Source organism: Brevibacterium sp. 2SA (assembly GCF_005502845.1).
Classification (GTDB): Bacteria; Actinomycetota; Actinomycetes; order Actinomycetales; family Brevibacteriaceae; genus Brevibacterium.
Genome location: NZ_SCMW01000034.1, coordinates 1 through 22072, shown reverse-complemented (window position 1 = coordinate 22072; position 22072 = coordinate 1). Strand labels below are relative to the sequence as shown.

Below are 22072 nucleotides of genomic sequence, written 5' to 3'. Positions count from 1 at the left end.
CGAAGAAGCAGGCTCGCTTCCTTGACTCATTCAAGAAAACCATGCAAGGGTGAAAGGGTGACAGAGGAACAACAGGCGCCGACAGGGAACTATTCCGCGATCCTGCGGACCAGCTCCCTGCGCGTGACGAAGCAGAGAGTCGCGGTGCTGGCAGCGGTGGACGCCCATCCCCACGCCGACACCGAGACCGTCATCCGCGCGGTCAGGGAGGACCTCCCCGAGGTCTCCCATCAGGCCGTCTACGACTCACTCCACACCCTCACCGAGGCGGGTCTCCTCCGCTGCATCCAACCGTCCGGGTCCGTCGCCCGGTACGAGCGGCGCATCGGCGACAACCATCATCACCTCGTGTGCCGGGAGTGCAGCCGGATCGTCGACATCGACTGCACGGTCGGTCAGGCACCGTGCCTGACCCCGTCACACGATCACGGTTTCGTCATCGACGAGGCCGAGGTGACGTTCTGGGGTCTGTGTCCGGACTGCGCCCGCCGCAGTGCCGAGCCGGAGCCCGAACACCGGCTGCCCTCTGTCGTCTGAGCCGGGAGGCGCTCTCGCCGCGCCCTTCCGTCGCCATCAGCTGAGCCCGACCGGGGCTCGACACCGAAAGGAACACCATGACCGACACCTCCACTGCAGGCGGCTGCCCAGTCGTCCACACGACCGCGGGTGCCAACCCGACGACCGAACCCGGATCGCTGACCACTCCCCTGCAGGGCGACGCCAACGCCCAGTGGTGGCCCAACCGGCTCAACCTCAAGATCCTCGCGAAGAACCAGCCCGCCCGCGACCCGATGGACGCCGACTTCGACTACGCGGCGGAGTTCTCCAGCCTCGACTACGACGGGCTCAAGGCCGACCTCGCCGCGCTGCTGACGACGAGCGAGGACTGGTGGCCGGCTGACTTCGGCAACTACGGTCCGTTCATGATCCGCATGGCCTGGCACTCCGCCGGCACCTACCGCGTCCAGGACGGCCGCGGCGGCGGCGGTGAGGGCCAGCAGCGCTTCGCGCCGCTCAACTCGTGGCCGGACAATGTCGGACTCGACAAGGCCCGCCGCCTCCTGTGGCCGGTGAAGAAGAAGTACGGGAAGAAGATCTCGTGGGCCGACCTCTTCATCCTCGCGGGCAATGTCGCCCTCGAGCAGATGGGATTCACGACCTTCGGCTTCGCCGGCGGTCGCGCCGACGTGTGGGAGCCCGACAACGACGTCTACTGGGGTTCGGAGACCGAATGGCTCGGCACCGACAAGCGCTACGCGGGCAATCGTGAACTGCAGAAGCCGCTCGCGGCGACGACGATGGGCCTCATCTACGTCAACCCCGAAGGCCCCGAGGGCGAACCCGACCCGGTCAAGGCCGCCGCTGACATCCGTGAGACCTTCGGGCGGATGGCGATGAACGACGAGGAGACCGTCGCCCTCATCGCCGGCGGCCACACCTTCGGCAAGACCCACGGCGCCGGACCCGAGAGCCACAAGGGCCCCGACCCGGAAGCCGGTGCCCTCGAGGAGCAGGGCCTGGGCTGGAAGTCCGACTTCGGCACCGGTTCGGGCAACGACGCGATCGGCAGCGGCATCGAGGTCACGTGGACCTACCACCCGACCCGCTGGGACAACGAGTTCTTCCACATCCTCTTCGCGTACGAGTGGGAGAAGTTCGAGAACGAGGGCGGCCACATCCAGTGGCGTCCGGTCGACGGCGGCGGCGATGACATGGTGCCGATGGCCCAGGGTGAGGGACGCCGTGAGCCCCGCATGCTCACGACCGACCTCTCGCTACGCTTCGACCCGGCCTACGAGAAGATCTCGCGTCGCTTCAAGGACGATCAGAAGGCGTTCGAGGATGCGTTCGCCCGCGCGTGGTTCAAGCTCACGCACCGCGACATGGGACCCGCGACCCGCTACCTCGGACCCGAGGTGCCGAACGAGGACCTCATCTGGCAGGATCCGATCCCGGCGGGCACCCCGCTCAACAACGGCGAGGTCGAACTCGTCAAGGCCGCCGTGCGCAACTCCGGCCTCAGCGTCTCCCAGCTCGTGTCGACGACGTGGGCTGCAGCGTCCTCGCACCGCGTCTCCGACATGCGCGGCGGCGTCAACGGCGGTCGCCTGCGCCTCGAACCCCAGCGGAACTGGACGGCCAATGAGCCGGCCAAGCTCGCCGAGGTGATCGGTGTGCTCGAGCGCATCGCCGCTGAGACCGGCGCCTCCTTCGCCGATGTCGTCGCGATCGCCGGCGCCGTCGGCGTCGAGACCGCCGCTGCGGCCGCGGGCTTCGACGTCACCGTGCCCGTGTCGACCGGACGCGGGGACGCCTCGCAGGAGCAGACGGACGTCGAGTCCTTCTCCTACCTCGAGCCGACCCATGACGGCTTCCGCAACTACCTCACCCCGGGTCTGCCGCTGGCCGCCGAGTACCTTCTCCTCGACCAGGCGAGCCTGCTCGGTCTCACCACCTCTGAGCTCACGGTCCTCATCGGCGGACTCCGCGTCCTCGGGGCGAACCACGAGGACTCCGAACTCGGCGTGTTCACCGACCGCAAGGGCGAGCTGACGAACGACTTCTTCGTCAACCTCCTCGAACTCGGCAACACGTGGAAGGCCGTCGGCGATTCGGCGACGACCAACCTCTACGAGTCCTTCTCCCCGACCGGTGAGAAGCTGTGGTCGGGCAGCCGCGTCGACCTCCTCTTCGGGTCGAACTCCGAGCTGCGGGCGATCGCCGAGGTCTACGCCTCCGACGATGCGAAGGAGAAGTTCGTCAACGACTTCGTCAATGCCTGGTCGAAGGTGGTCGAGGCCGACCGCTACGACCTCAAGCGCTGAGACCAGTCTCTCCTCGCCGTGGTGAGCCGCCTCGGCGAGGATGACCTGCTCTGTGAGGAGAGGTGAGAAGGCGGTGTCCCGTTATCGGGGCACCGCCTTCGTCGTGTCCCGGCCAGGCAGTGTGTCCGCCGCTACACTGGGGACCATGCCCGACGAACAGCTCGAACCACCGTCCCGCCCGAGGATTCGGGCCTCCGATGCCGACCGCGACGCCGTCCTCGCCGTCATCACCGAGGCGGTGAGCAGCGGTCGCCTCGACCCCGATGAGACCGCCGAGCGGCAGGACGAGGCGATCCGGGCGAAGTACCTCCACGAGCTCGCTCCGCTCATCGTCGACCTGCCCGAAGGACGCGAACTCCACCTCCGCCTCGAGCGACAGACGGGCGGGACGACCCCAGGCGCCCAGATCGTGCCGCGCAACGCACCCGCGCCGCTCTCGCCGACGGCCCCGCCGGGTTCCGCGAGCCCCGTGAACTCGGTGGCGATCATGTCCGGGCGGGAGATCGACGTCCCCGCGGGCACTGCCGAGGTGACGACGTTTGCGCTCATGGGCGGGGACAACATCGACCTCACCGAGGTCATGGGTCCCGGCGTCACCGTCGAACTCGTCGCGTATTCGATGTGGGCGGGCAACGACATCTATGTGCCGCCGGGCGTGCAGATCAGAGACGAGACGATCAACATCATGGCCGGCAACGAGATCCGGCAGTCGGCCAGGGGCGACGGCTCGAACGGCACCGTCGTGCTCAAGGGGTTCTCGCTCATGGCCGGCCACGACGTGCACTTGGCCAAAGGCTACCGAGGAAAGGACCAGGGACAGCTGACATGAGAATCGGAATCCTCACCTCCGGCGGCGACAGCCCCGGCCTCAACGCCGTCATCCGCGGCATCGTCCGCAAGGGCATCCGTTCGCACGGCTCGTCCTTCGTCGGCATCCGCGACGGCTGGCGGGGACTGCTCGAGGACGACATGTTCGAGATGTCGATGCTCGACGTCCGCGGCCTCTCCGGACGCGGCGGCACGATCCTCGGCACCTCGCGCACCCACCCCTACGAGGACGGGGGTCCCGCACGGATGCGGGAGGTGCTCGCCGCGCACGACATCGACGCGATCGTCGCGATCGGCGGTGAGGGGACGCTCTCGGGGGCCTCCCGCCTCGTCGAGGAGGAGGGGATCAACATCGTCGGCGTGCCGAAGACGATCGACAACGACCTCGACAACACCGACTACACGTTCGGCTTCGACACCGCCCAGTCGATTGCCACCGAGGCGATCGACCGTCTGCGCACCACTGCGGAGTCCCACCACCGGTGCATGGTCATCGAGGTGATGGGCCGCAACGTCGGCTGGATCGCCCTCCACTCGGGCATGGCCGGCGGGGCGCACGCGATCCTCATGCCGGAGTTCCCGGTGTCGATGGGCCAGATCGGGCAGTGGGTGACCTCGGCGCGGGATCGCGGACGCGCCCCGATCGTCGTCGTCGCCGAGGGCTTCGTGCCCGAGGGCCTCGACGAGCAGATCGCCGACCGCGGAGTCGACTCGCGCGGCCGGGCCCGACTCGGCGGCATCGCCAACTACCTCGCGCCGCTCATCGAGGAGCAGACGGGCATCGAGACCCGCGCGACGATCCTCGGCCACCTGCAGCGCGGCGGCTCCCCCACCGCGTACGACCGGGTGCTCTCGACGCGACTGGGAATGGCTGCGGCCGACCTCGCCCACGACGAGCAGTGGGGCAAGATGGCGAGCCTCAAGGGCACCGACATCGTCGCCGTCGAGATGGCCTCGGCCGTCGACAGCCTCAAGACCGTGCCGCTGGACCGGTGGGAAGAGGCGCAGGTCCTCTTCGGCTGAGGGTCTGCGGTGCTGCTGCGCCGGGGCGGTGGTGATTCTGCGCCGGGTCGATGGTGATTTCGCGCCAAATTGGTGGTGATTCCGGCGCGATTTCCACCCTCAACCTGGCGCAGACTGCGGGGCGCCGCCTGCGGAGTCTCTCCGGGCGGGTGTTCGCAGCATCGGGGCGTGGTGCCTGCGCGTGCCGGCGGCGGCCAGAAGTGTGTCAGCCTGCTGATAGTGTTTCTGCCGGCGAGAAGTTCGCGCCACGCACGCCTTGCCTGCGAAAAGTCGTTCTGCCCATCGACTGGTTGCCTGCACAACGACTTTCGGCCCACAGACACATCCGGCGCAGGGCGTGTCGGGAGCGAGTGCCGGCAAGAAGCGCGTCCGGTGGCCAGAAGTGTGGCGGCCAGCAAGAAGCGAGTCCGGCGGGCAGAAGTGTGTCGGCCTGCTGAAAGTGTTTCTGCCGGCGAGAAGTTCGCGACACGCACGTACTGCCTGCGAAAAGTCATTCTGCCCATCGACTGGTTGCCCGCACAACGACTTTCGGCCCACAGACACATCCGGCGTACAGACCCAATCGGCACAGGGCGTGTCGCAGGCATGCAGAAGGGGCACCCACCGGATCGGTGGGTGCCCCTTCTCACTGCGCTCGGACCGACTGCGCCGCCTCAGCGACTCAGCCGACCGGAGACCGGCAGCTCAGTGCCGACTCAGCTGAAAGCGCCGTAGTCGTAGTCCTCGAGCGGGATGGCGGAACCGGAGTCGGATCCGATGCCCGCGTAGAAGTCACCGTAGCTGTTGGTGAACATCTCCGCCTTCGCCTCCTCCGTCGGCTCCACAACGATGTTGCGGTGCGTCTGGAGACCGGTGCCGGCCGGGATGAGCTTACCGAGGATGACGTTCTCCTTCAGGCCCATGAGCGTGTCCGACTTGCCTTCCATCGCGGCCTCGGTGAGGACGCGCGTCGTCTCCTGGAAGGACGCAGCCGAGAGCCACGACTCGGTCGCCAGCGAGGCCTTCGTGATGCCCATGAGCTCATCACGCGCCGAGGCGGGCTGACCGCCTTCGGCGACCACGCGACGGTTCTCCGCCTGGTAGCGCCCGCGGTCGACGAGCTCGCCGGGCAGCAGGTTCGTGTCGCCCGACTCGATGACGGTGACGCGACGCAGCATCTGGCGCACGATGACCTCGATGTGCTTGTCGTGGATGCCCACGCCCTGCGAGCGGTACACCTTCTGCACCTGCTCGACGAGGAAGCGCTCGGCCTCACGACGACCGCGGATGCGCAGCACCTGCTTCGGGTCGACCGCGCCGACGACGAGCTGTTCGCCCGCCTTGACGTGCTGACCGTCCTCGACGAGGAGGCGGGCACGCTTGGAGACTGCGTGCTCGATCTCGTCGCTGCCGTCATCGGGGGTGATGACGACGAAGCGGGTCTTGCGACTGTCGTCGATCTTCGCACGACCGGTCGCCTCGGCGATCGGGGCGAAGCCCTTCGGGGTGCGAGCCTCGAAGAGCTCGGTGACACGGGGCAGACCCTGGGTGATGTCACCCGAGGACGCCGCCACACCACCGGTGTGGAAGGTGCGCATCGTCAGCTGGGTGCCGGGCTCGCCGATCGACTGAGCCGCGACGGTGCCGATCGCCTCGCCGATGTCGACGAGCTTGCCGGTGGCCATCGAACGGCCGTAGTGCATCGCCGAGATCTGCGTGTCCGAATCCGCGGTGAGCACCGAGTAGACCTTGAGCTCTTCGACGCCGGCGGCCACGAGGGTGTCGATGACATCCGCCGTGACATCGGTCTTCGCCGGAACGATGACGTTGCCGTCGGCATCCGTGACATCGGAGACGGTGAGACGACCGTAGAGGCTCGTCTCGACGTACTCGTGGGGCACGAGGTTGCCCTCGTGGTCACGCTCGGCCACGGGCAGGGTGATGCCCTTGGTCGAATCCGTGTCCTGGGTGCGGATGATGACGTCCTGCGACACGTCGACGAGGCGACGGGTCAGGTAGCCGGAGTCAGCGGTACGCAGCGCCGTGTCCGCGAGGCCCTTGCGGGCACCGTGGGAGGCGATGAAGTACTCGAGCACCGACAGGCCCTCGCGGTAGTTCGAGGTGATCGGACGCGGGATGATCTCACCCTTCGGGTTCGTCACCAGACCGCGCATACCGGCGAGCTGACGGACCTGCATCCAGTTACCGGACGCACCGGACTCGACGAGGCGGAGCACCGAGTTCTCCTCCGGGAAGTTCGTCCGCATGACCTGGTCGACCTTCTCGGTGGTCTCGGTCCACAGCTTGACGAGCTCATTGCGGCGCTCGTCATCGGTGAGCGCACCGAGTTCGTACTGCTGCTGGACCTTCGTGTCGAGCGCCTCGGCGTTCTCGAGGATCTCCGTCTTCGCCTCGGGTGAGACGACATCGGACATCGCCACGGTGATGCCCGAGCGCGTCGCCCAGTGGAAGCCGCCGGACTTGAAGTTGTCGAGCGTGTGCGCGACCTCGACCTTCGGGTACTCCTCCGCGAGGTGGTTGACGATCCGGCTCAGCGCCTTCTTGTCGATCGTCGAGTTCACGTAGGTGTAGTCCGCGGGCAGGTAGTCGTTGAACAGCGCGCGGCCCAGCGTGGTCTCCACGTCGAGCGGCGTGCCCGGCTCCCAGCCCTCGGGAACGTCGAGATCGGTCCCGGGAACGACGTTCTCGAGACGGATCGTCACAGCCGAACCGAGGTCGAGCTCGCCGTGGTCGAAGGCCATGATGGCTTCGCCGAGGCTGGAGAACGACCGGCCCTCACCGGCGAGTCCCCTGCGCTCCGAGGTGAGGTGGTACAGACCGATGATCATGTCCTGGGAGGGCATGGTCACGGGCTTGCCGTCGGAGGGCTTGAGGATGTTGTTGGCCGAGAGCATGAGGATGCGGGCCTCGGCCTGCGCCTCGGGGCTCAGCGGCAGGTGGACGGCCATCTGGTCACCGTCGAAGTCGGCGTTGAACGCCGAGCACACGAGCGGATGCAGCTGGATGGCCTTGCCCTCGATGAGCTGCGGTTCGAACGCCTGGATGCCCAGACGGTGCAGGGTCGGTGCGCGGTTGAGGAGCACCGGGTGTTCGGTGATGACCTCTTCGAGCACGTCCCACACCTGCGGGTGCTGACGCTCGACCATGCGCTTGGCCGACTTGATGTTCTGCGCGTGGTTGAGATCGACCAGGCGCTTCATGACGAACGGCTTGAACAGCTCGAGCGCCATCGTCTTCGGCAGACCCGCCTGGTGGAGGCTGAGCTGCGGACCGACGACGATGACCGAACGGCCCGAGTAGTCGACGCGCTTGCCGAGCAGGTTCTGACGGAACCGGCCCTGCTTGCCCTTGAGCATGTCCGACAGCGACTTGAGCGGGCGGTTGCCCGGTCCGGTCACGGGACGACCGCGACGACCGTTGTCGAACAGCGAGTCGACGGCTTCCTGGAGCATCCGCTTCTCGTTGTTGACGATGATCTCGGGAGCACCGAGGTCGAGCAGGCGCTTGAGGCGGTTGTTGCGGTTGATGACGCGACGGTAGAGATCGTTGAGATCCGAGGTCGCGAAGCGGCCACCGTCGAGCTGGACCATCGGACGCAGCTCCGGCGGGATCACCGGGACGACGTCGAGGACCATGCCCTCGGGGTTGTTGTCCGTGGTGAGGAACGCGTTGACGACCTTGAGGCGCTTGAGCGCACGGGTCTTGCGCTGTCCCTTGCCGGTGTTGATGAGCTCGCGCAGCTTCTCGGCTTCGGCCTCGAGGTCGAAGTCGAGCAGGCGCTTCTGGATCGCCTCGGCGCCCATGGCACCCGTGAAGTAGAGGCCGAAGCGGGCGAACATCTCGCGGTAGAGGCTCTCGTCACCTTCGAGGTCGTTGACCTTGAGGTTCTTGAACCGGTCCCACACCTGCTCAAGGCGGTCGATCTCGCGATCGGCGTTCTTGCGCAGCTTGTCCATCTCCTTGTCGGCGACGTCGCGCAGCTTCTTCTTGGCCTGCGCGGTTCCGCCGTCGGCTTCGAGGGCCGCGAGGTCCTCTTCGAGCTTCTTGGCCCGACGGTCGATGTCGGCGTCACGGCGGTCGCCGATCTGCTGCTTCTCGACGTCGATCTTGTTCTGCAGGCTCGGCAGATCCCGGTGACGGGACTCCTCGTCGACAGAGGTGATCATGTACGCGGCGAAGTAGATGACCTTCTCGAGGTCCTTCGGCGCGAGATCGAGCAGGTAGCCCAAGCGCGAGGGAACGCCCTTGAAGTACCAGATGTGGGTGACGGGAGCGGCGAGCTCGATGTGGCCCATGCGCTCACGGCGCACCTTGGCACGGGTCACCTCGACGCCGCAGCGCTCGCAGATGATCCCCTTGAAGCGCACGCGCTTGTACTTGCCGCAGGCGCACTCCCAGTCACGGGTGGGGCCGAAGATCTTCTCGCAGAAGAGTCCGTCCTTCTCCGGCTTCAGGGTGCGGTAGTTGATGGTCTCCGGCTTCTTGACCTCACCGTGCGACCAACCGCGGATGTCATCGGCGGTGGCGAGACCGATCCGCAGCTCATCGAAGTAATTGACGTCAGGCACGTAAATCCTCTTTCCTGGTGATGAGCTCGAGGCTCATCGAAAATCTGTGTCGGTTGAAGTGGAAGTGCTCAGACTTCTTCTACGGTCTGGGCTTCGCGGTAGGACAGGTCGATGCCGAGCTCTTCAGCTGCCCGGTAGACCTCGTCCTCCGAGTCGCGCATCTCGACCTGGCCGCCGTCGGACGACAGGACTTCGACGTTGAGGCACAGCGACTGCATCTCCTTGATGAGGACCTTGAACGACTCGGGGATTCCCGGATCGGGCAGGTTCTCACCCTTGACGATGGCTTCGTAGACCTTGACACGGCCCGGGATGTCATCGGACTTGATGGTCAGCAGCTCCTGCAGCGTGTACGCCGCACCGTAGGCCTCGAGGGCCCACACTTCCATCTCACCGAAGCGCTGACCGCCGAACTGCGCCTTACCGCCCAGCGGCTGCTGGGTGATCATCGAGTACGGACCGGTCGAGCGCGCGTGGATCTTGTCGTCGACGAGGTGGTGGAGCTTGAGCATGTACATGTATCCGACGGAGATCGGGTACGGGAACGGCTCACCGGAGCGACCGTCGAACAGCTGGGCCTTGCCCGAGGAGTCGATGAGTCGATCTCCGTCGCGGTTCGGGGTCGTCGCGTCGAGCAGTCCGCGCAGCTCCTGCTCGTGCGCACCGTCGAAGACCGGGGTGGCCAGGTTGGTGCCCGGCTCGGCTTCGCGGGCGAGCTGCGGAAGCTCCTCGGCCCACTCGGGGCTGCCCTCGATCTTCCACCCCTGCTTGGAGATCCATCCGAGGTGGATCTCGAAGACCTGTCCGATGTTCATACGACGCGGAACACCGTGCGGGTTGAGGATGACGTCGACGGGGGTGCCGTCGGCGAGGAACGGCATGTCCTCGACCGGCAGGATCGTCGAGATGACGCCCTTGTTGCCGTGGCGGCCGGCCATCTTGTCACCGATCGTGATCTTGCGTCGCTGGGCGACGTAGACGCGGACCATCTGGTTGACGCCGGGCGAGAGCTCGTCGTCGTCCTCACGGTCGAAGACGCGCACACCGATGACGGTGCCGATCTCGCCGTGGGGCACGCGCAGCGAGGTGTCGCGGACCTCACGGGACTTCTCACCGAAGATCGCCCGGAGCAGACGCTCCTCCGGGGTCAGCTCGGTCTCGCCCTTCGGGGTGACCTTGCCGACGAGGATGTCGCCGTCGGTGACCTCGGCGCCGATGCGGATGATGCCGCGATCGTCGAGGTCGGCCAGAGCGTCGGGCGAGATGTTCGGGATGTCCCGGGTGATCTCCTCGGCGCCGAGCTTCGTGTCGCGGGCGTCGACCTCATGCTCCTCGATGTGGATCGAGGAGAGGACGTCGTCCTGGACCAGGCGCTGCGAGAGGATGATCGCATCCTCGAAGTTGTAGCCCTCCCACGACATGAACGCGACGAGGAGGTTCTTGCCGAGAGCCATCTCTCCGCCCTCGGTCGAGGGTCCGTCGGCGAGCACCGCACCGACCTCGACGCGGTCTCCCTCGTCGACGATGATGCGCTGGTTGTACGACGTGCCGTGGTTCGAGCGCTTGAACTTCGAGGCCCGGTAGGTCTGCTGCGTGCCGTCGTCGGCGAGGACGGTGACGAAGTCAGCCGACACCTCGGTGACGACGCCCGACTTCTCGGCGACGATGACGTCACCGGCGTCGACCGCGGCGCGGTACTCCATGCCGGTGCCCACGACGGGAGCCTCGGACATGACCAGCGGCACGGCCTGACGCTGCATGTTCGCACCCATGAGGGCGCGGTTGGCGTCGTCGTGCTCGAGGAACGGGATGAGCGCCGAGGCGACCGACACCATCTGACGTGCGGAGACGTCCATGAAGTCGATCTGGTCGCGGAGCACGAGCTCGGCTTCGCCGCCGCCGCCCTTCGGACGGGCGAGGACTTCCTCTTCCGCGAAGCGCTGATCGTCGGTCAGCGGAGCGTTGGCCTGCGCGATGTTGTAGTCGAGCTCGTCATCGGCGGTGAGGTACTCGGTCTCGTCGGTGACGACACCGTCGACGACCTTGCGGTACGGGGTCTCGATGAAGCCGAACGGGTTGATCCGCGCGTACGAGGCGAGCGAGCCGATGAGGCCGATGTTCGGACCCTCGGGGGTCTCGATCGGGCACATGCGGCCGTAGTGCGACGGGTGGACGTCACGGACTTCCATCGCCGCGCGGTCGCGGGAGAGACCACCGGGGCCCAGCGCCGAGAGGCGGCGCTTGTGGGTCAGACCCGCGAGCGGGTTGTTCTGATCCATGAACTGCGACAGCTGCGAGGTTCCGAAGAACTCCTTGATCGCGGCCACGACGGGACGGATGTTGATGAGCGTCTGCGGCGTGATCGCCTCGACGTCCTGGGTCGTCATGCGCTCGCGCACGACGCGCTCCATGCGGGACAGACCCGTGCGGACCTGGTTCTCGATGAGCTCGCCGACCGCGCGGATGCGGCGGTTGCCGAAGTGGTCGATGTCGTCGAGCTTGACGCGCAGCTCGATCTCCTCGCCGTCGCGCACACCCTTCGTCGTCTCGACACCGGCGTGGAGCGAGACGAGGTAGCGGATGGTGGCGACGACGTCGTCGACGGAGAGCACGGAATCCGACAGCGGAGCGTCGACGCCGAGCTTGCGGTTGACCTTGTAGCGGCCGACCTTGGCCAGGTCGTAGCGCTTCGGGTTGAAGTAGAGGTTGTTGAGCAGGTTGCGGGCGGCCTCGGCGGTCGCCGGCTCTGCCGGACGCAGCTTCTTGTAGATGTCGAGCAGGGCCTCTTCCTGCGTCGAGACGGTGTCCTTCGCGAGGGTCTCGCGGATCGACTCGAACTCGCCGAACTCCTCGAGGATCTTCGACTCGGTCCAGCCGAGGGCCTTGAGCAGGACGGTGACCGACTGCTTGCGCTTGCGGTCGAGGCGGACGCCGACCTGGTCGCGCTTGTCGACCTCGAACTCGAGCCAGGCACCGCGGGAGGGGATGATCTTCGCGGAGAAGATGTCCTTGTCCGTGGTCTTGTCGACGCTCGACTCGAAGTAGGCGCCGGGCGAGCGGACGAGCTGCGAGACGACGACGCGCTCGGTGCCGTTGACGATGAACGTGCCCTTGTCGGTCATGAGCGGGAAGTCGCCCATGAAGACGGTCTGGCTCTTGATCTCGCCGGTGTTGTTGTTCATGAACTCAGCGGTCACGTAGAGCGGCGCCGAGTAGGTCATGTCGCGTTCCTTGCACTCGTCGATCGAGTACTTGGGAGCTTCGAACCTGTGCTCACGGAACGACAGCGACATCGATCCACCGAAGTCCTCGATCGGTGAGATCTCTTCGAAGATGTCCTCGAGACCGGACGTGGTCGCGACGGAGTCGTCTCCGATTTCGATGGCTTCGGCGACGCGGTCCTGCCACGCTTCCGATCCGATGAGCCAGTCGAAGCTGTCGGTCTGGAGTCCGAGCAGGTCGGGAACCTCAAGCGGTTCGCGGATCTTCGCGAATGAGATTCTCTTGGGGGGATTAGCGGTCCTGGTGTTATCGTTGGCGGCGGCCAATGGGATCCTTCCGAGTGCTTCACCAATTGATACGTCGCTACCCCACTCGCTCACCGGCTGCCGATCCCCGGGTGTGTCGATTTCGACACCGGGCGACAACGTGGTTCACTGGAGTGGAACTGACCTGCCCCCCGCTATATGAAGGCACGCCACAGGCACAGCAACGCAAATATCAAGCTTATAGCATTCGGTCAAGTCACGCAAGCATTCTTTCCGCGTGGTTCACTCCCCCGCCGAGGCGGTCGCCGGCAGCTCCTTCTTCCACACTCCGGTCCATGCGAACGTCGCGAAGCCAGCCCGGTCATTGATCGCGAGCATCCAGGCGTTCTCCACGGCATTCCACGTGTAAACGCGCTCAACCGGACTCGACCGCAGCAGCTGCGCATGGTTGGCCTGCTTGAGCCTCGCCCCGAGCCCGTGCCCGCGGTGATCGCGCAGCACGAGGGTCCCACCCTGCGAGGCGACGGCAGGGCGGTCGTCGAAATGGGCCACCTCGGTGTATCCGGCGATTTCATACTCCGGGGGCGTCCCGTGATCGGTGGGATCGGCGTCGCGCCGGCCGGGGCGCCGCACGGCAAGGGCGGTGTGCATCCGCTCCCCCGCGTCCGCGCGCTGCCGATCGAGCGCACGCACGCGCTCGGCATCCCAGAACTCCTCCTCTTCGAGGTCGGCGGCCCCCGGTATGTCCGTCGACATCGCCCGATGGACGACGGCGAGCGCGTCGAGGTGCTCCTCGGGCACCGGCCCCGACCAGGTGAGGATCTCATAGCCGTCGTCAGGTTCGGCAGCACCATCGTGCTCCGGTGGCCGGAGTCGGGCGATCGCGCACCTCTCGATCTGCCGCAGCGAGTACCCGTGAGCGCGGGCGAACGCGACATCAGCCAGGTCCGCCGGAAGCGACCCGGCCCCGGAGGCCGCCGCGATCCGCGCACCCCGAAGATCCGCGGCAACCACGGTCGCGGGAACCTCGTTGAAGCTCGTCAGCCGGGTCCGCCCGTCCGCGCGCAGATCCGCCTCGACAACGCCGAGGAGCTCGCCGCCGAGTCCCCGCCGCCGGTGCTCGGGGTGGACGGAGACATGGATCTCCGCGCCGTTGAGGTTGTCCTTGAGATCGAGATAGGCGATGCCCTTCGCGACGATCCGTCCGCCGAGGCGGCCGAGCCAGAACTCGTTCGTCGTGTAGTCGGTCGGCTGGGTCAGTCGCTTCCGCACCTCCGCGGGCAACGGATCGAAATCCTCGCCCATCCCGGAGTCGGCGTTGATGATCCGGTCGAAGGCGACCACCTCGGCGACGGTCGCGTCGATCCGCTCAGCGGGCAGGGTTCCTGCGAGGATGCGGGTGATCTCCATCGATCTCCTTGTCCGTGGTCGGTGAGCGGGGACGCCGCCCCGCATCAGCGATCCTATTCCACCGCCTCCCGCTCGCGGCGTCCGACCGGTCCTAGACTGTGCCCATGACGACCATCACCGTGCTCACCTTCGACCCGGCCGCCGTCAACTGCGGGATCATCACCGGCGCCGATCGCAGTCTCATCGTCGACGCCGGCCCCGGCCCCACGGCGGCAGGTGCGCTTGCCGCGCGTGCGGCCGAGATCAGCCGCGAGGCCAACGGCGTCGCCAATCCCATCGACCTCGTCATCACCCATGATCATTGGGACCACTACCTCGGTGCGGCGGCCCTCGTCGACGCCGGCATCGACCGGGTCTTCGCCTCCCCCGCGTTCGCCGCGGACCAGGCCGCGAGCACGTGGATCGCCCTCGACGCGCTGCGGTCGAATCCCGACACCGCCGCGTTCACCCGGGAGCTGCCCGAGGATCCCGGCGACCTCCTCGTCGAGGTCACCCCCATCGCCGAGGCGGGTGAGTCGCCCACGACGATCGACCTCGGCGAAGCCCTAGTCGAACTCTCCGTGCTCGGCGGACACTCCACGGCCGACGTCGTCGTCAGCCTCCCCGAGTCAGGTGTCGTCTTCACCGGCGACCTCATCGAGGAGGGCGCTCCCCCGCAGGCCGGCAGCGACGCGTCGCTGAGCCACTGGGTCGAGAGCCTCCACGCCCTCCTCGCGTTCCCGCAGGCGACGGTCTTCGTCCCCGGACACGGGGTGCCGGTCGACCGGGCGTTCGTCGAGCGGCAGGTCGCCGACCTCGACGGCTTCCGGCTCGCGTCGGTGCCGAATCAGAGCCCGGGAGCCGATGAGCCGTACGAGGGCGCCGATCTGGCGACCGGAGGCTTCGGCGCCGACGATGAGGACGCCTGGGACGAGGCCCAGGAGCATGAGCACGGGCCCGACGCCGAGGTGACCCTGCCCTCCCGTGCGATGCCCGGTGACCATGACCGCACGATCCCCAGGGAGATCACGCTCCCCCAGACCTGAGGCGCGGCGAGGCGGCGAGCCGGCGCGCGCTTCTGGGGGCGGCTGATGGCTGGTGCGACGGTGCGGGCCGGGCCGGCGGGGCGGACCCTCACAGCGACTCCAGGACGCAAAGTGTCGATTCGCGCGAGCAATATCGACACTCCGCGTCCGGAACTTCTGGCGCACAGGAGTGGAGTGGAGTGTGCCGTCCGGAACTCCGGCGGCTCGGGTGCGGCTCAGTCGCGGTCGGGGCGCTCGCGGTGGAGGGCGGTGACGAGATCGCCGCCGATCGCACCGAAGAGCGTGCGCGACCACACGCTGTTCCCCTCGACGTAGGGGGTGTCACCGTCGAAGATCCACCGGAGTTCGCGGCCGGCACGCAGATCGTCACCGCACGCCCGGCACACGGGCACCCGCACGCTCGGGCCGTCGGCGTCGACGCGCGACGTCGTCTGCGCTTCGCCGTGGAGCGGATTGATCGTACACAGGCTCTGCGGCACGGTCGACCTGCGGACCCCGCGCTTCCTCGGACTGCGGCCCGCCTCGGCGATCTCATGTCCGGCCTGCCGGATGAGGACCATCGCGCCGGCGAGGTCGAGTCGCGTCGCAGCCTCGTCATCGACGATGCGGCGGGCCATCTGGTAGGCGTCGAGGGCCCGCTCGACCCGGTCGGCACCGGCAGCATCGAGGTCGGCGGTCTGCAGGCGCCCGAGCGATTCGGCGAGCTCGGCCGTCTCGCCGCTGATGGAGTCCCGCAGCGCATTGCGCTGGAGAGAGTCGACACGGTTGAGGAGCCGGGACGGCAGTGTGAAGGCATGCTCCCGCTCGCGGTCCTGCTTGCGCTCCCGCGCTGACTTCGCCAGCCACACACCGGCGATGACGAGCGCGAGGACGAGGATCGCCGCGCCGAGGAAGAGCGGCGCGAACGACCCGGATCCGCTGTCATAGATGACCTCGGTGCCGGGCACGTTCTGCCCGGTGACCGCCTCGGTGTCGGTGCGCTCCTGCGGGTCGGCATAGTACCCGAGGAGGATGTTGAGCTTCGTCGTCGAGGGCGTGGAGTAGTTCCAGTCGTCGGAGGCGTTGAGGTTCTGGTCCATGACCTCGAGCTTTTCGGCCGTGTCGGCGAACGTCTCGTCGACGGCGAGGTCCTCGGTGCCGTTGATCATCACGTAGGCGCCTTCACCGCCGTGGAACACCTTGATCTGCTCGAGCTGCTCACGATCGACGCGGTCGGCATCGACGGCGATGACGTAGACAGGGAAGTCGAGTCCGTCGACGGTCGTCTTCGCCTTGTCGATGAGCGTCGGGTTGAGGGTGTCGGCGAGGGCGGGATCGATCCAGAACGGATCGGCCTTGAGTGCCTCGGCGATCTGCTGGGGTGTTGTGCTCATCGCCTGTTCCCCTCCTTCGTTCGCGCCCGGTTCTCGGCGGGTTTCGTCATCCCCGACGGCGACTGCCCTGCCCTGCGCTGACGGATCCAGACGATGAGCGGCACGGCGACGGCGGCCGCACCAGCACCGAGGACCAGACCGATGGTCGCTCCGGCGATCGCGGACCCGGGGTGGTAGGCGAGGTCGCGGGGGTCCTGTTCGTTCCCGGGGTCGGCGACGTACTCCGTGTCGGTGTACGGCTCGTCGGGGGTGACGGTCTTGAGCGCGCGCACCCAGGCGAGAGCCTCGCCGGAGACGGTCTCGTCGAAGTCGGTGTCCGGCTGGTGCCGGTAGACCTCCCGGTCGATGCCCTTCTCCGCGCTGCCCTCGAGGATGCTGTCGAAGGTGAGCACCGTCCCTGTCTGCGTCGGCAGCTCGCGGCTGATCCTGGCGGCAGCGAGGTCGAGGTCACCGTCGGCGGCGTCGAGGTCGGAGGTCGTGAGGAACGCGACGAAGATCGGATCGTCGAGACCCTCGACCTCGGAGCGGATCGCCTCGAGGTCGGCATCGGTGACCGACCAGGCCGCGTAGTCGTCGACATAGACGGGATCTTCGGCGAATCCGGCGGCGATCTGCTGGTAGGGGGTGCGATCGTAGTCGGCGTCGAGACCGCTGGCGATGCGGTCGGAATAGACGGAGTCGACGATGATCTCCCCACTGTCCTCGACGGCGATGCGCTCCTGTTTGGCCTCCTCGAAGAGGGAGGCGCTGACGAGTGCGGCGCCGACGGTCACGGCGGCGAAGACGACGATCGCCGCGGCGAGCCGCACGATGAGGGGCGTCCGGTCCTTCGTCCGGGAGAGGTTCCGGGGTGCGCTCGTCGATGTCATGACCTGTCCTCCGCCGTCGCCCGCTTCGCCGCTCCCGGCACCCCATAGTCGAGGATCGCGACCTCGAGGTCGACGAAGCTGCCGAATCCGGAGGTCGCGTAGGCGTCGTCACGCTGGAAATACGGAACTGCGCGGGACCGCGGTGACTTCGGGTCCTTCGGCACCATGAGGCAGACGGGGTCGTGGCCGGCCTCGAGATCGGCGATGCAGGTCGCGCACGCATTGACCGTGAGCACGGTGCCGGCCTGCTTCATCGCATAGCTCGTGACCGGTTTGGCATGGGCCGGGAAGAAGTAGCAGGACTTCCTCTCGTCGGCGTCTCCCGGTGCAGGCAGCGTGAGGCGACCGAGCATCGAACGCACCCACTTGTCCGAGCGGGTGAGGGCGAAGATCGCCTGTCGGTGGGAATGGTCGGGGTGTTCGGCCCAGTCGGGGTGCGCGGCGACGATCGCGGCGATCGCCTCCTGAATGCGGAGTCCGCGATCGCGCAGGGCCCAGACCTCATCGTCGGTGCTCTGCGGGACGGGGAGTTCCGCCTGTGACTTCTCGACGGCGGGGATGAGACGATGCCGGCGCACGAGCTCAGGGTCGGTCGTCAGCTGCGCTTTCCACGCGTACCTCTCCCGCCGGGAGAGGACCCACGCGGTCAGCCCCAGGGCGGCGAGACCCGACGCGGCGAGGACCAGAGTGTCGGGACTGGCATCGTCGAGTCCCGTGGCCTCGATGTAGTCGCGGCTGCCTCCTTCCCCGGCGTCCGCCGGATCGAAGTCGATAGGCGGAGGCGGGGGTGCGCCGGTGGCCGCAGCGACGAGGATCTCGAGGTGATACGGCACCGCAAGTTCGAGCGGCAGGAAATCGTCGGTGGCCGAGCGGGGCAGTTCGTCGATGCCGGGCGGGACGGCCGGACCGTTGTCGTCGACGAGGTAGGACAGCAGCCGCGCGCCGCCGTCGGTCTCCGCGAAGACGACGATGGCCTGCTCCGCGTTCGAACCCTCGAACATCGAGTACGCGAGATCGGCGGTGAAGCGCGACCAGGCCTCCTCTGCTCCGAGCCAGGTCGGAGGAGTGACGGCGACGAAGACCGGAATGCCCGACTCCTCGGCGGTGGCAACGGCCGATTCGAGGGAGGCCCGCTGGCGGGCGGTGAGGCCGGGAACGACGATGGGGTCGATGAACAACGGGGCGGTTTCCCAGGCAGTGCGGATCCGCTCTCGCAGCTGCGTCGCGAGGCGCTCGGTCGTCGTCATGGTCTCAACCCTATGGTCTGGCCGACCGCAATGGGACGGTCGGGTTGTAGCGGATCGGCACCATCGCCTCGGCGCTGGGGTCAGTGGCGGGGCCGATGCTGGGCGGGTGCTGGGCGGCGTGGTCGGTGCTGGGCCGAGCGGGTGCATGGCCGGGCGGGCGCTGGACTGGCGCAAACCGGCGCGCAGGCCCGACCCAACGACTTCCGGACGCAGAGTGTCGATGAGCGCGCTCGAGATCGACACTCTGCGTCCGCAGGTTCAATGCGGCGAGGGTGCGCAACGGCGGGACGGACGCGAAGAACCCCGCAGCCGTTACCGGTTGCGGGGTTCTGCGATCCGCGGTCAGTCAGACTGCCGCAAGAGAAGTCACTTGATGGTGACGGTGGCGCCGGCAGCCTCGAGGACTTCCTTGGCCTTGTCGGCGTCTTCCTTCGAAGCGCCTTCGAGGACAGCCTTGGGAGCGCTGTCAACGAGGTCCTTGGCTTCCTTAAGTCCGAGGGAGGTGATCCCGCGAACTTCCTTGATGACGGGGACCTTCTTCTCGCCGGCCGATTCGAGGATGACGTCGAATTCGGTCTTCTCTTCAGCAGCGGCTTCTCCGCCACCGGCTGCCGGAGCGGCAACGGCGACAGCGGCCGGGGCAGCAGCCTCGACGTCGAATTCCTCTTCGAACTTCTTGACGAAGTCGGAGAGCTCGATGAGGGTGAGCTCCTTGAAAGCTTCGATGAGCTCGTCTGCGGTGAGCTTAGCCATGGTGGCCAATCCTTCCTGTGGTGGTCACCTGCGGTGACCGGGTTTGTGGGGTGGTGCTCAGGCGTCTTCGGCAGGAGCGGAGTCCTGCTTCTCGCGGAGAGCATCGACGGTGCGCGCGGCCTTGACCAGCGGAGCGGTGAAGAGGTAAGCCGCCTGGTGGAGGCTTGCCTTCATGGCACCGGCTGCCTTTGCAAGCAGCACTTCGCGGGATTCGAGGTCGGCGAGCTGGTTGACATTCTCAGCGGTCAGGGCGGCACCGTCGAAGTAGCCACCCTTGATGACGAGCTGAGAATTCGCCTTGGCAAAGTTACGCAGAGCCTTGGCAGCCTCAGGCGGTTCGCCGTTGACGAACGCGATCGCGGTGGGCCCGTTGAGGAGCTCATCGAGACCGGCGATGCCGGCTTCCTTGGCTGCAATCTTGGTCAGCGTATTCTTTACCACGGCGTAGCTGACGTTCTCACCAAGAGAGACGCGCAGTTCTTTCATCTGCGCGACGGTGAGACCGCGGTACTCGGTCAGCAATACAGCGTCGGAGTTCTCAAACTGCTGCTTGAGCTCCTCGACTGCGGCTGCCTTGTCTGGCCTCGCCATGGTATTCCTTTCGTACAGGCGCCGGTCTGGTCCGGACAACGAAAAAAGCGCTCCACGCAGATAGGCGCGAAACGCTTCGAGGCTGAGAACGGGGTTCTCACTTCAGAAGGATCTCTGGCTCACCTGCGAGGGTCACTCCTTGCGGAGTCTTCGTCTGCGAGCACAATCATCCGATGGCGGATTCTTGATTTCCCACAGAGACCGACGGTCTTCGGTGGTTCTAGCTTACCGAGGTCGACTGCGCCCCGTCCAATCGAGATCGTTCGCCGGCGCGGAGAGCCTGCTCACAGTCCCGCTCCTCCCCCACACTGAGCGCCGGGTCCGCGGAGCTCAGTCCGGTTCCAATCCCCGTCGGTCGCCGAGGTGGTGGGTGGGCCCCGCGGTCCTCGCCGAGGTGGCGCTCGGTCAACATGTGCCTTCGTCGAGGTGGTGGGTGGGCCCCGCGGTCCTCGCCGAGGTGGTGCGAGGGCCCCGCGGTCGGCACCGAGGTGGTGGGTGGGCCCCGTGTTCACGCTTGAGGCCGTCGACCGCCCCTCGCCCGGGATCCGGCTCACCCTGGGCCGGAGGGCTCAGTTCAATACCAGAGCCCTGGACACCGAAGTGAGCCGAACCCGAGGCAGGCACCGCAGACCCAATTGGCGCGAACTGTCCGGCGCCGTGGACTGCCGCCTCGACGGTGGGAGGACTCGCGTGCTGGCCGCCGCTGCGCCGTTTGCCGCGCGAAATGCAGCCTCCAACGCGAAGATCGGCGCAGAAGAACCGTGGCCCCGTCACTGACAACGGGGCCACGGCTGATTGGGGACGCCGCGGCGTGAGAGATCAACGCTCCGGCACGCGGCACCGACGCTTCGACGAGCGGACTCGCGCTTCGGCACGCGAGACTCACGCCTCGACGAGCGAAACGCCCGCCTCACCGAGCACAAGCGTTCGCCCACCGGCCACGCTCGTCGCCGCGGCGGAACCGCCTCGGCGGCTCAGAACTCGATGACGACGCGACCGTCGATCTTCGCATGGATCATCTCGTCGAAGATCGCGTTGATGTCCTCGAGCGGGCGCTTCGTGTACGTCGGGTGGATCTTGCCGGCGGCATAGAACTCGAGAGCTTCGACCATGTCCTGGCGAGTGCCGACGATCGAGCCGCGGATCGTCAGGCCCTTGAGCACGATGTCGAAGATCGGGGCCGGGAAGTCACCGGGCGGCAGGCCGTTGAAGACGATCGTGCCGCCTCGGCGGGTCATCCCGATCGCCTGGCCGAACGCCGCCGGATGGACGGCGGTGACGAGCACTCCGTGGCTGCCGCCGATCTTCTCCTGGATCACCTCGGCGGGATCCTCGGCGAACGCGTTGACAGTGATCTCCGCGCCGTGCTTCTTCGCCAGCGCGAGCTTGTCATCGGCGACGTCGACCGCGACGACGCGCATGCCCATCGCGACGGCGTACTGCACGGCGATGTGCCCGAGTCCGCCGATGCCGGAGATGACGACCCACTGACCGGGCTTGACCTCGGTGCGCTTGAGTCCTTTGTAGACCGTGACGCCGGCGCAGAGGACCGGGGCGATCTCGTAGGGGTCGGCGCCGTCGGGGATGACCGCGGCGAACTTCTCGTCGACGAGCATGTACTCACCGAACGACCCGTCGATGCCGTAGCCGCCGTTGACCTGGGACTCGCACAGGGTCTCCCAGCCCTGCCGGCAGAACTCGCAGACGCCGCACGCACTCCACAGCCAGGCGTTGCCGACGATCTGGCCGACCTCGACCTCGGTGACGCCCTCGCCGACCTTCTCGACGATCCCGACCCCTTCGTGGCCGGGGATGAGCGGGAGCTGCGGTTTGATCGGCCAGTCGCCGTGCGCGGCGTGGAGGTCGGTGTGGCACACGCCCGAGGCGATGAGCTTGACGAGCGCCTGACCGGGCCCGGGTTCGGGGATCGTATTGTCTCCGACGACGAGATCCTCGCCGAATCCTTCGACGACTGCTGCTTTCATTTCCGACATCATCGACTCCTTCGTTGTGATGGTCTTGCGGTGATAGGTGGTGCCGGGGTTTGGCTTGAGGGGCCGCGGGAGCACAGG

The 22072-nt window shown here is 67.1% G+C and carries 14 protein-coding genes; 5 read left to right on the top strand and 9 right to left on the bottom strand.

The genetic code is table 11. The features are described 5' to 3' along the window. Positions 1-57: 57 nt before the first annotated feature. From FFS20_RS12125 to FFS20_RS12110, 4 genes are all read left to right on the top strand, one after another. The gene (locus FFS20_RS12125) at positions 58-537 is read left to right on the top strand and encodes a Fur family transcriptional regulator (RefSeq protein ID WP_212743335.1); all 480 of its coding nucleotides are present in this window, start codon (positions 58-60) and stop codon (positions 535-537) included. Positions 538-614: 77 nt separating this feature from the next. Then, positions 615-2825 (top strand): catalase/peroxidase HPI, encoded by a 2211-nt coding sequence (gene katG, locus FFS20_RS12120; protein ID WP_137826105.1) that lies wholly within the window; start codon positions 615-617, stop codon positions 2823-2825. Between the two features lie 145 nt (positions 2826-2970). Next, positions 2971-3654 carry a DUF1707 domain-containing protein gene (locus tag FFS20_RS12115; protein ID WP_137826104.1) on the top strand — a complete coding sequence of 228 codons (684 nt, stop codon included), beginning with the start codon at positions 2971-2973 and terminating at the stop codon, positions 3652-3654. Further along, the gene (locus tag FFS20_RS12110; RefSeq protein WP_137826103.1) at positions 3651-4676 is read left to right on the top strand and encodes an ATP-dependent 6-phosphofructokinase; all 1026 of its coding nucleotides are present in this window, start codon (positions 3651-3653) and stop codon (positions 4674-4676) included. The genes FFS20_RS12115 and FFS20_RS12110 overlap by 4 nt, the downstream gene beginning before the upstream one ends. A 695-nt stretch (positions 4677-5371) precedes the next feature. Here FFS20_RS12110 and FFS20_RS12105 read toward each other — a convergent pair. From FFS20_RS12105 to FFS20_RS12095, 3 genes are all read right to left on the bottom strand, one after another. Continuing rightward, on the bottom strand, positions 5372-9244 hold the full coding sequence (locus FFS20_RS12105; RefSeq protein ID WP_137826102.1) for a DNA-directed RNA polymerase subunit beta': 3873 nt from the start codon (positions 9242-9244) through the stop codon (positions 5372-5374). A 68-nt stretch (positions 9245-9312) separates the two neighbouring features. Continuing rightward, positions 9313-12792 (bottom strand): DNA-directed RNA polymerase subunit beta, encoded by a 3480-nt coding sequence (gene rpoB / locus FFS20_RS12100; protein WP_137826101.1) that lies wholly within the window; start codon positions 12790-12792, stop codon positions 9313-9315. 222 nt (positions 12793-13014) lie between these two features. Next, positions 13015-14142, bottom strand: coding sequence for a GNAT family N-acetyltransferase (locus tag FFS20_RS12095; protein WP_137826100.1), 1128 nt, complete (start codon positions 14140-14142; stop codon positions 13015-13017). A 104-nt stretch (positions 14143-14246) separates the two neighbouring features. Here FFS20_RS12095 and FFS20_RS12090 point away from each other — a divergent pair, with 104 nt between their 5' ends. Then, entirely contained in the window at positions 14247-15167 is a 921-nt protein-coding gene (locus tag FFS20_RS12090) for an MBL fold metallo-hydrolase (RefSeq protein ID WP_137826099.1), read from the top strand. A gap of 215 nt (positions 15168-15382) precedes the next feature. Here the strand turns inward: FFS20_RS12090 and FFS20_RS12085 are convergent, their stop codons facing one another. The 6 genes from FFS20_RS12085 to adhP form a co-directional block, all read right to left on the bottom strand. Next, positions 15383-16540, bottom strand: a complete 1158-nt coding sequence (locus tag FFS20_RS12085) for an NAD-glutamate dehydrogenase (RefSeq protein WP_137826098.1) — start codon at positions 16538-16540, stop codon at positions 15383-15385. Then, positions 16537-17409, bottom strand: coding sequence for a hypothetical protein (locus FFS20_RS12080; protein WP_137826097.1), 873 nt, complete (start codon positions 17407-17409; stop codon positions 16537-16539). The genes FFS20_RS12085 and FFS20_RS12080 overlap by 4 nt, the downstream gene beginning before the upstream one ends. Beyond that, positions 17406-18656, bottom strand: a complete 1251-nt coding sequence (locus FFS20_RS12075; RefSeq protein ID WP_137826096.1) for a hypothetical protein — start codon at positions 18654-18656, stop codon at positions 17406-17408. The genes FFS20_RS12080 and FFS20_RS12075 overlap by 4 nt, the downstream gene beginning before the upstream one ends. Before the next feature lie 366 nt (positions 18657-19022). Then, complete coding sequence (gene rplL / locus FFS20_RS12070) at positions 19023-19409, bottom strand: 50S ribosomal protein L7/L12 (protein WP_137826095.1); 387 nt, start codon at positions 19407-19409, stop codon at positions 19023-19025. Between the two features lie 57 nt (positions 19410-19466). Then, a complete protein-coding gene (rplJ, locus tag FFS20_RS12065; protein ID WP_137826094.1) occupies positions 19467-20000 on the bottom strand; it encodes a 50S ribosomal protein L10 in 534 nt (177 codons plus the stop codon). 974 nt (positions 20001-20974) lie between these two features. Beyond that, positions 20975-21994, bottom strand: coding sequence for an alcohol dehydrogenase AdhP (gene adhP, locus FFS20_RS12060; protein ID WP_137826093.1), 1020 nt, complete (start codon positions 21992-21994; stop codon positions 20975-20977). Positions 21995-22072: the final 78 nt, after the last annotated feature.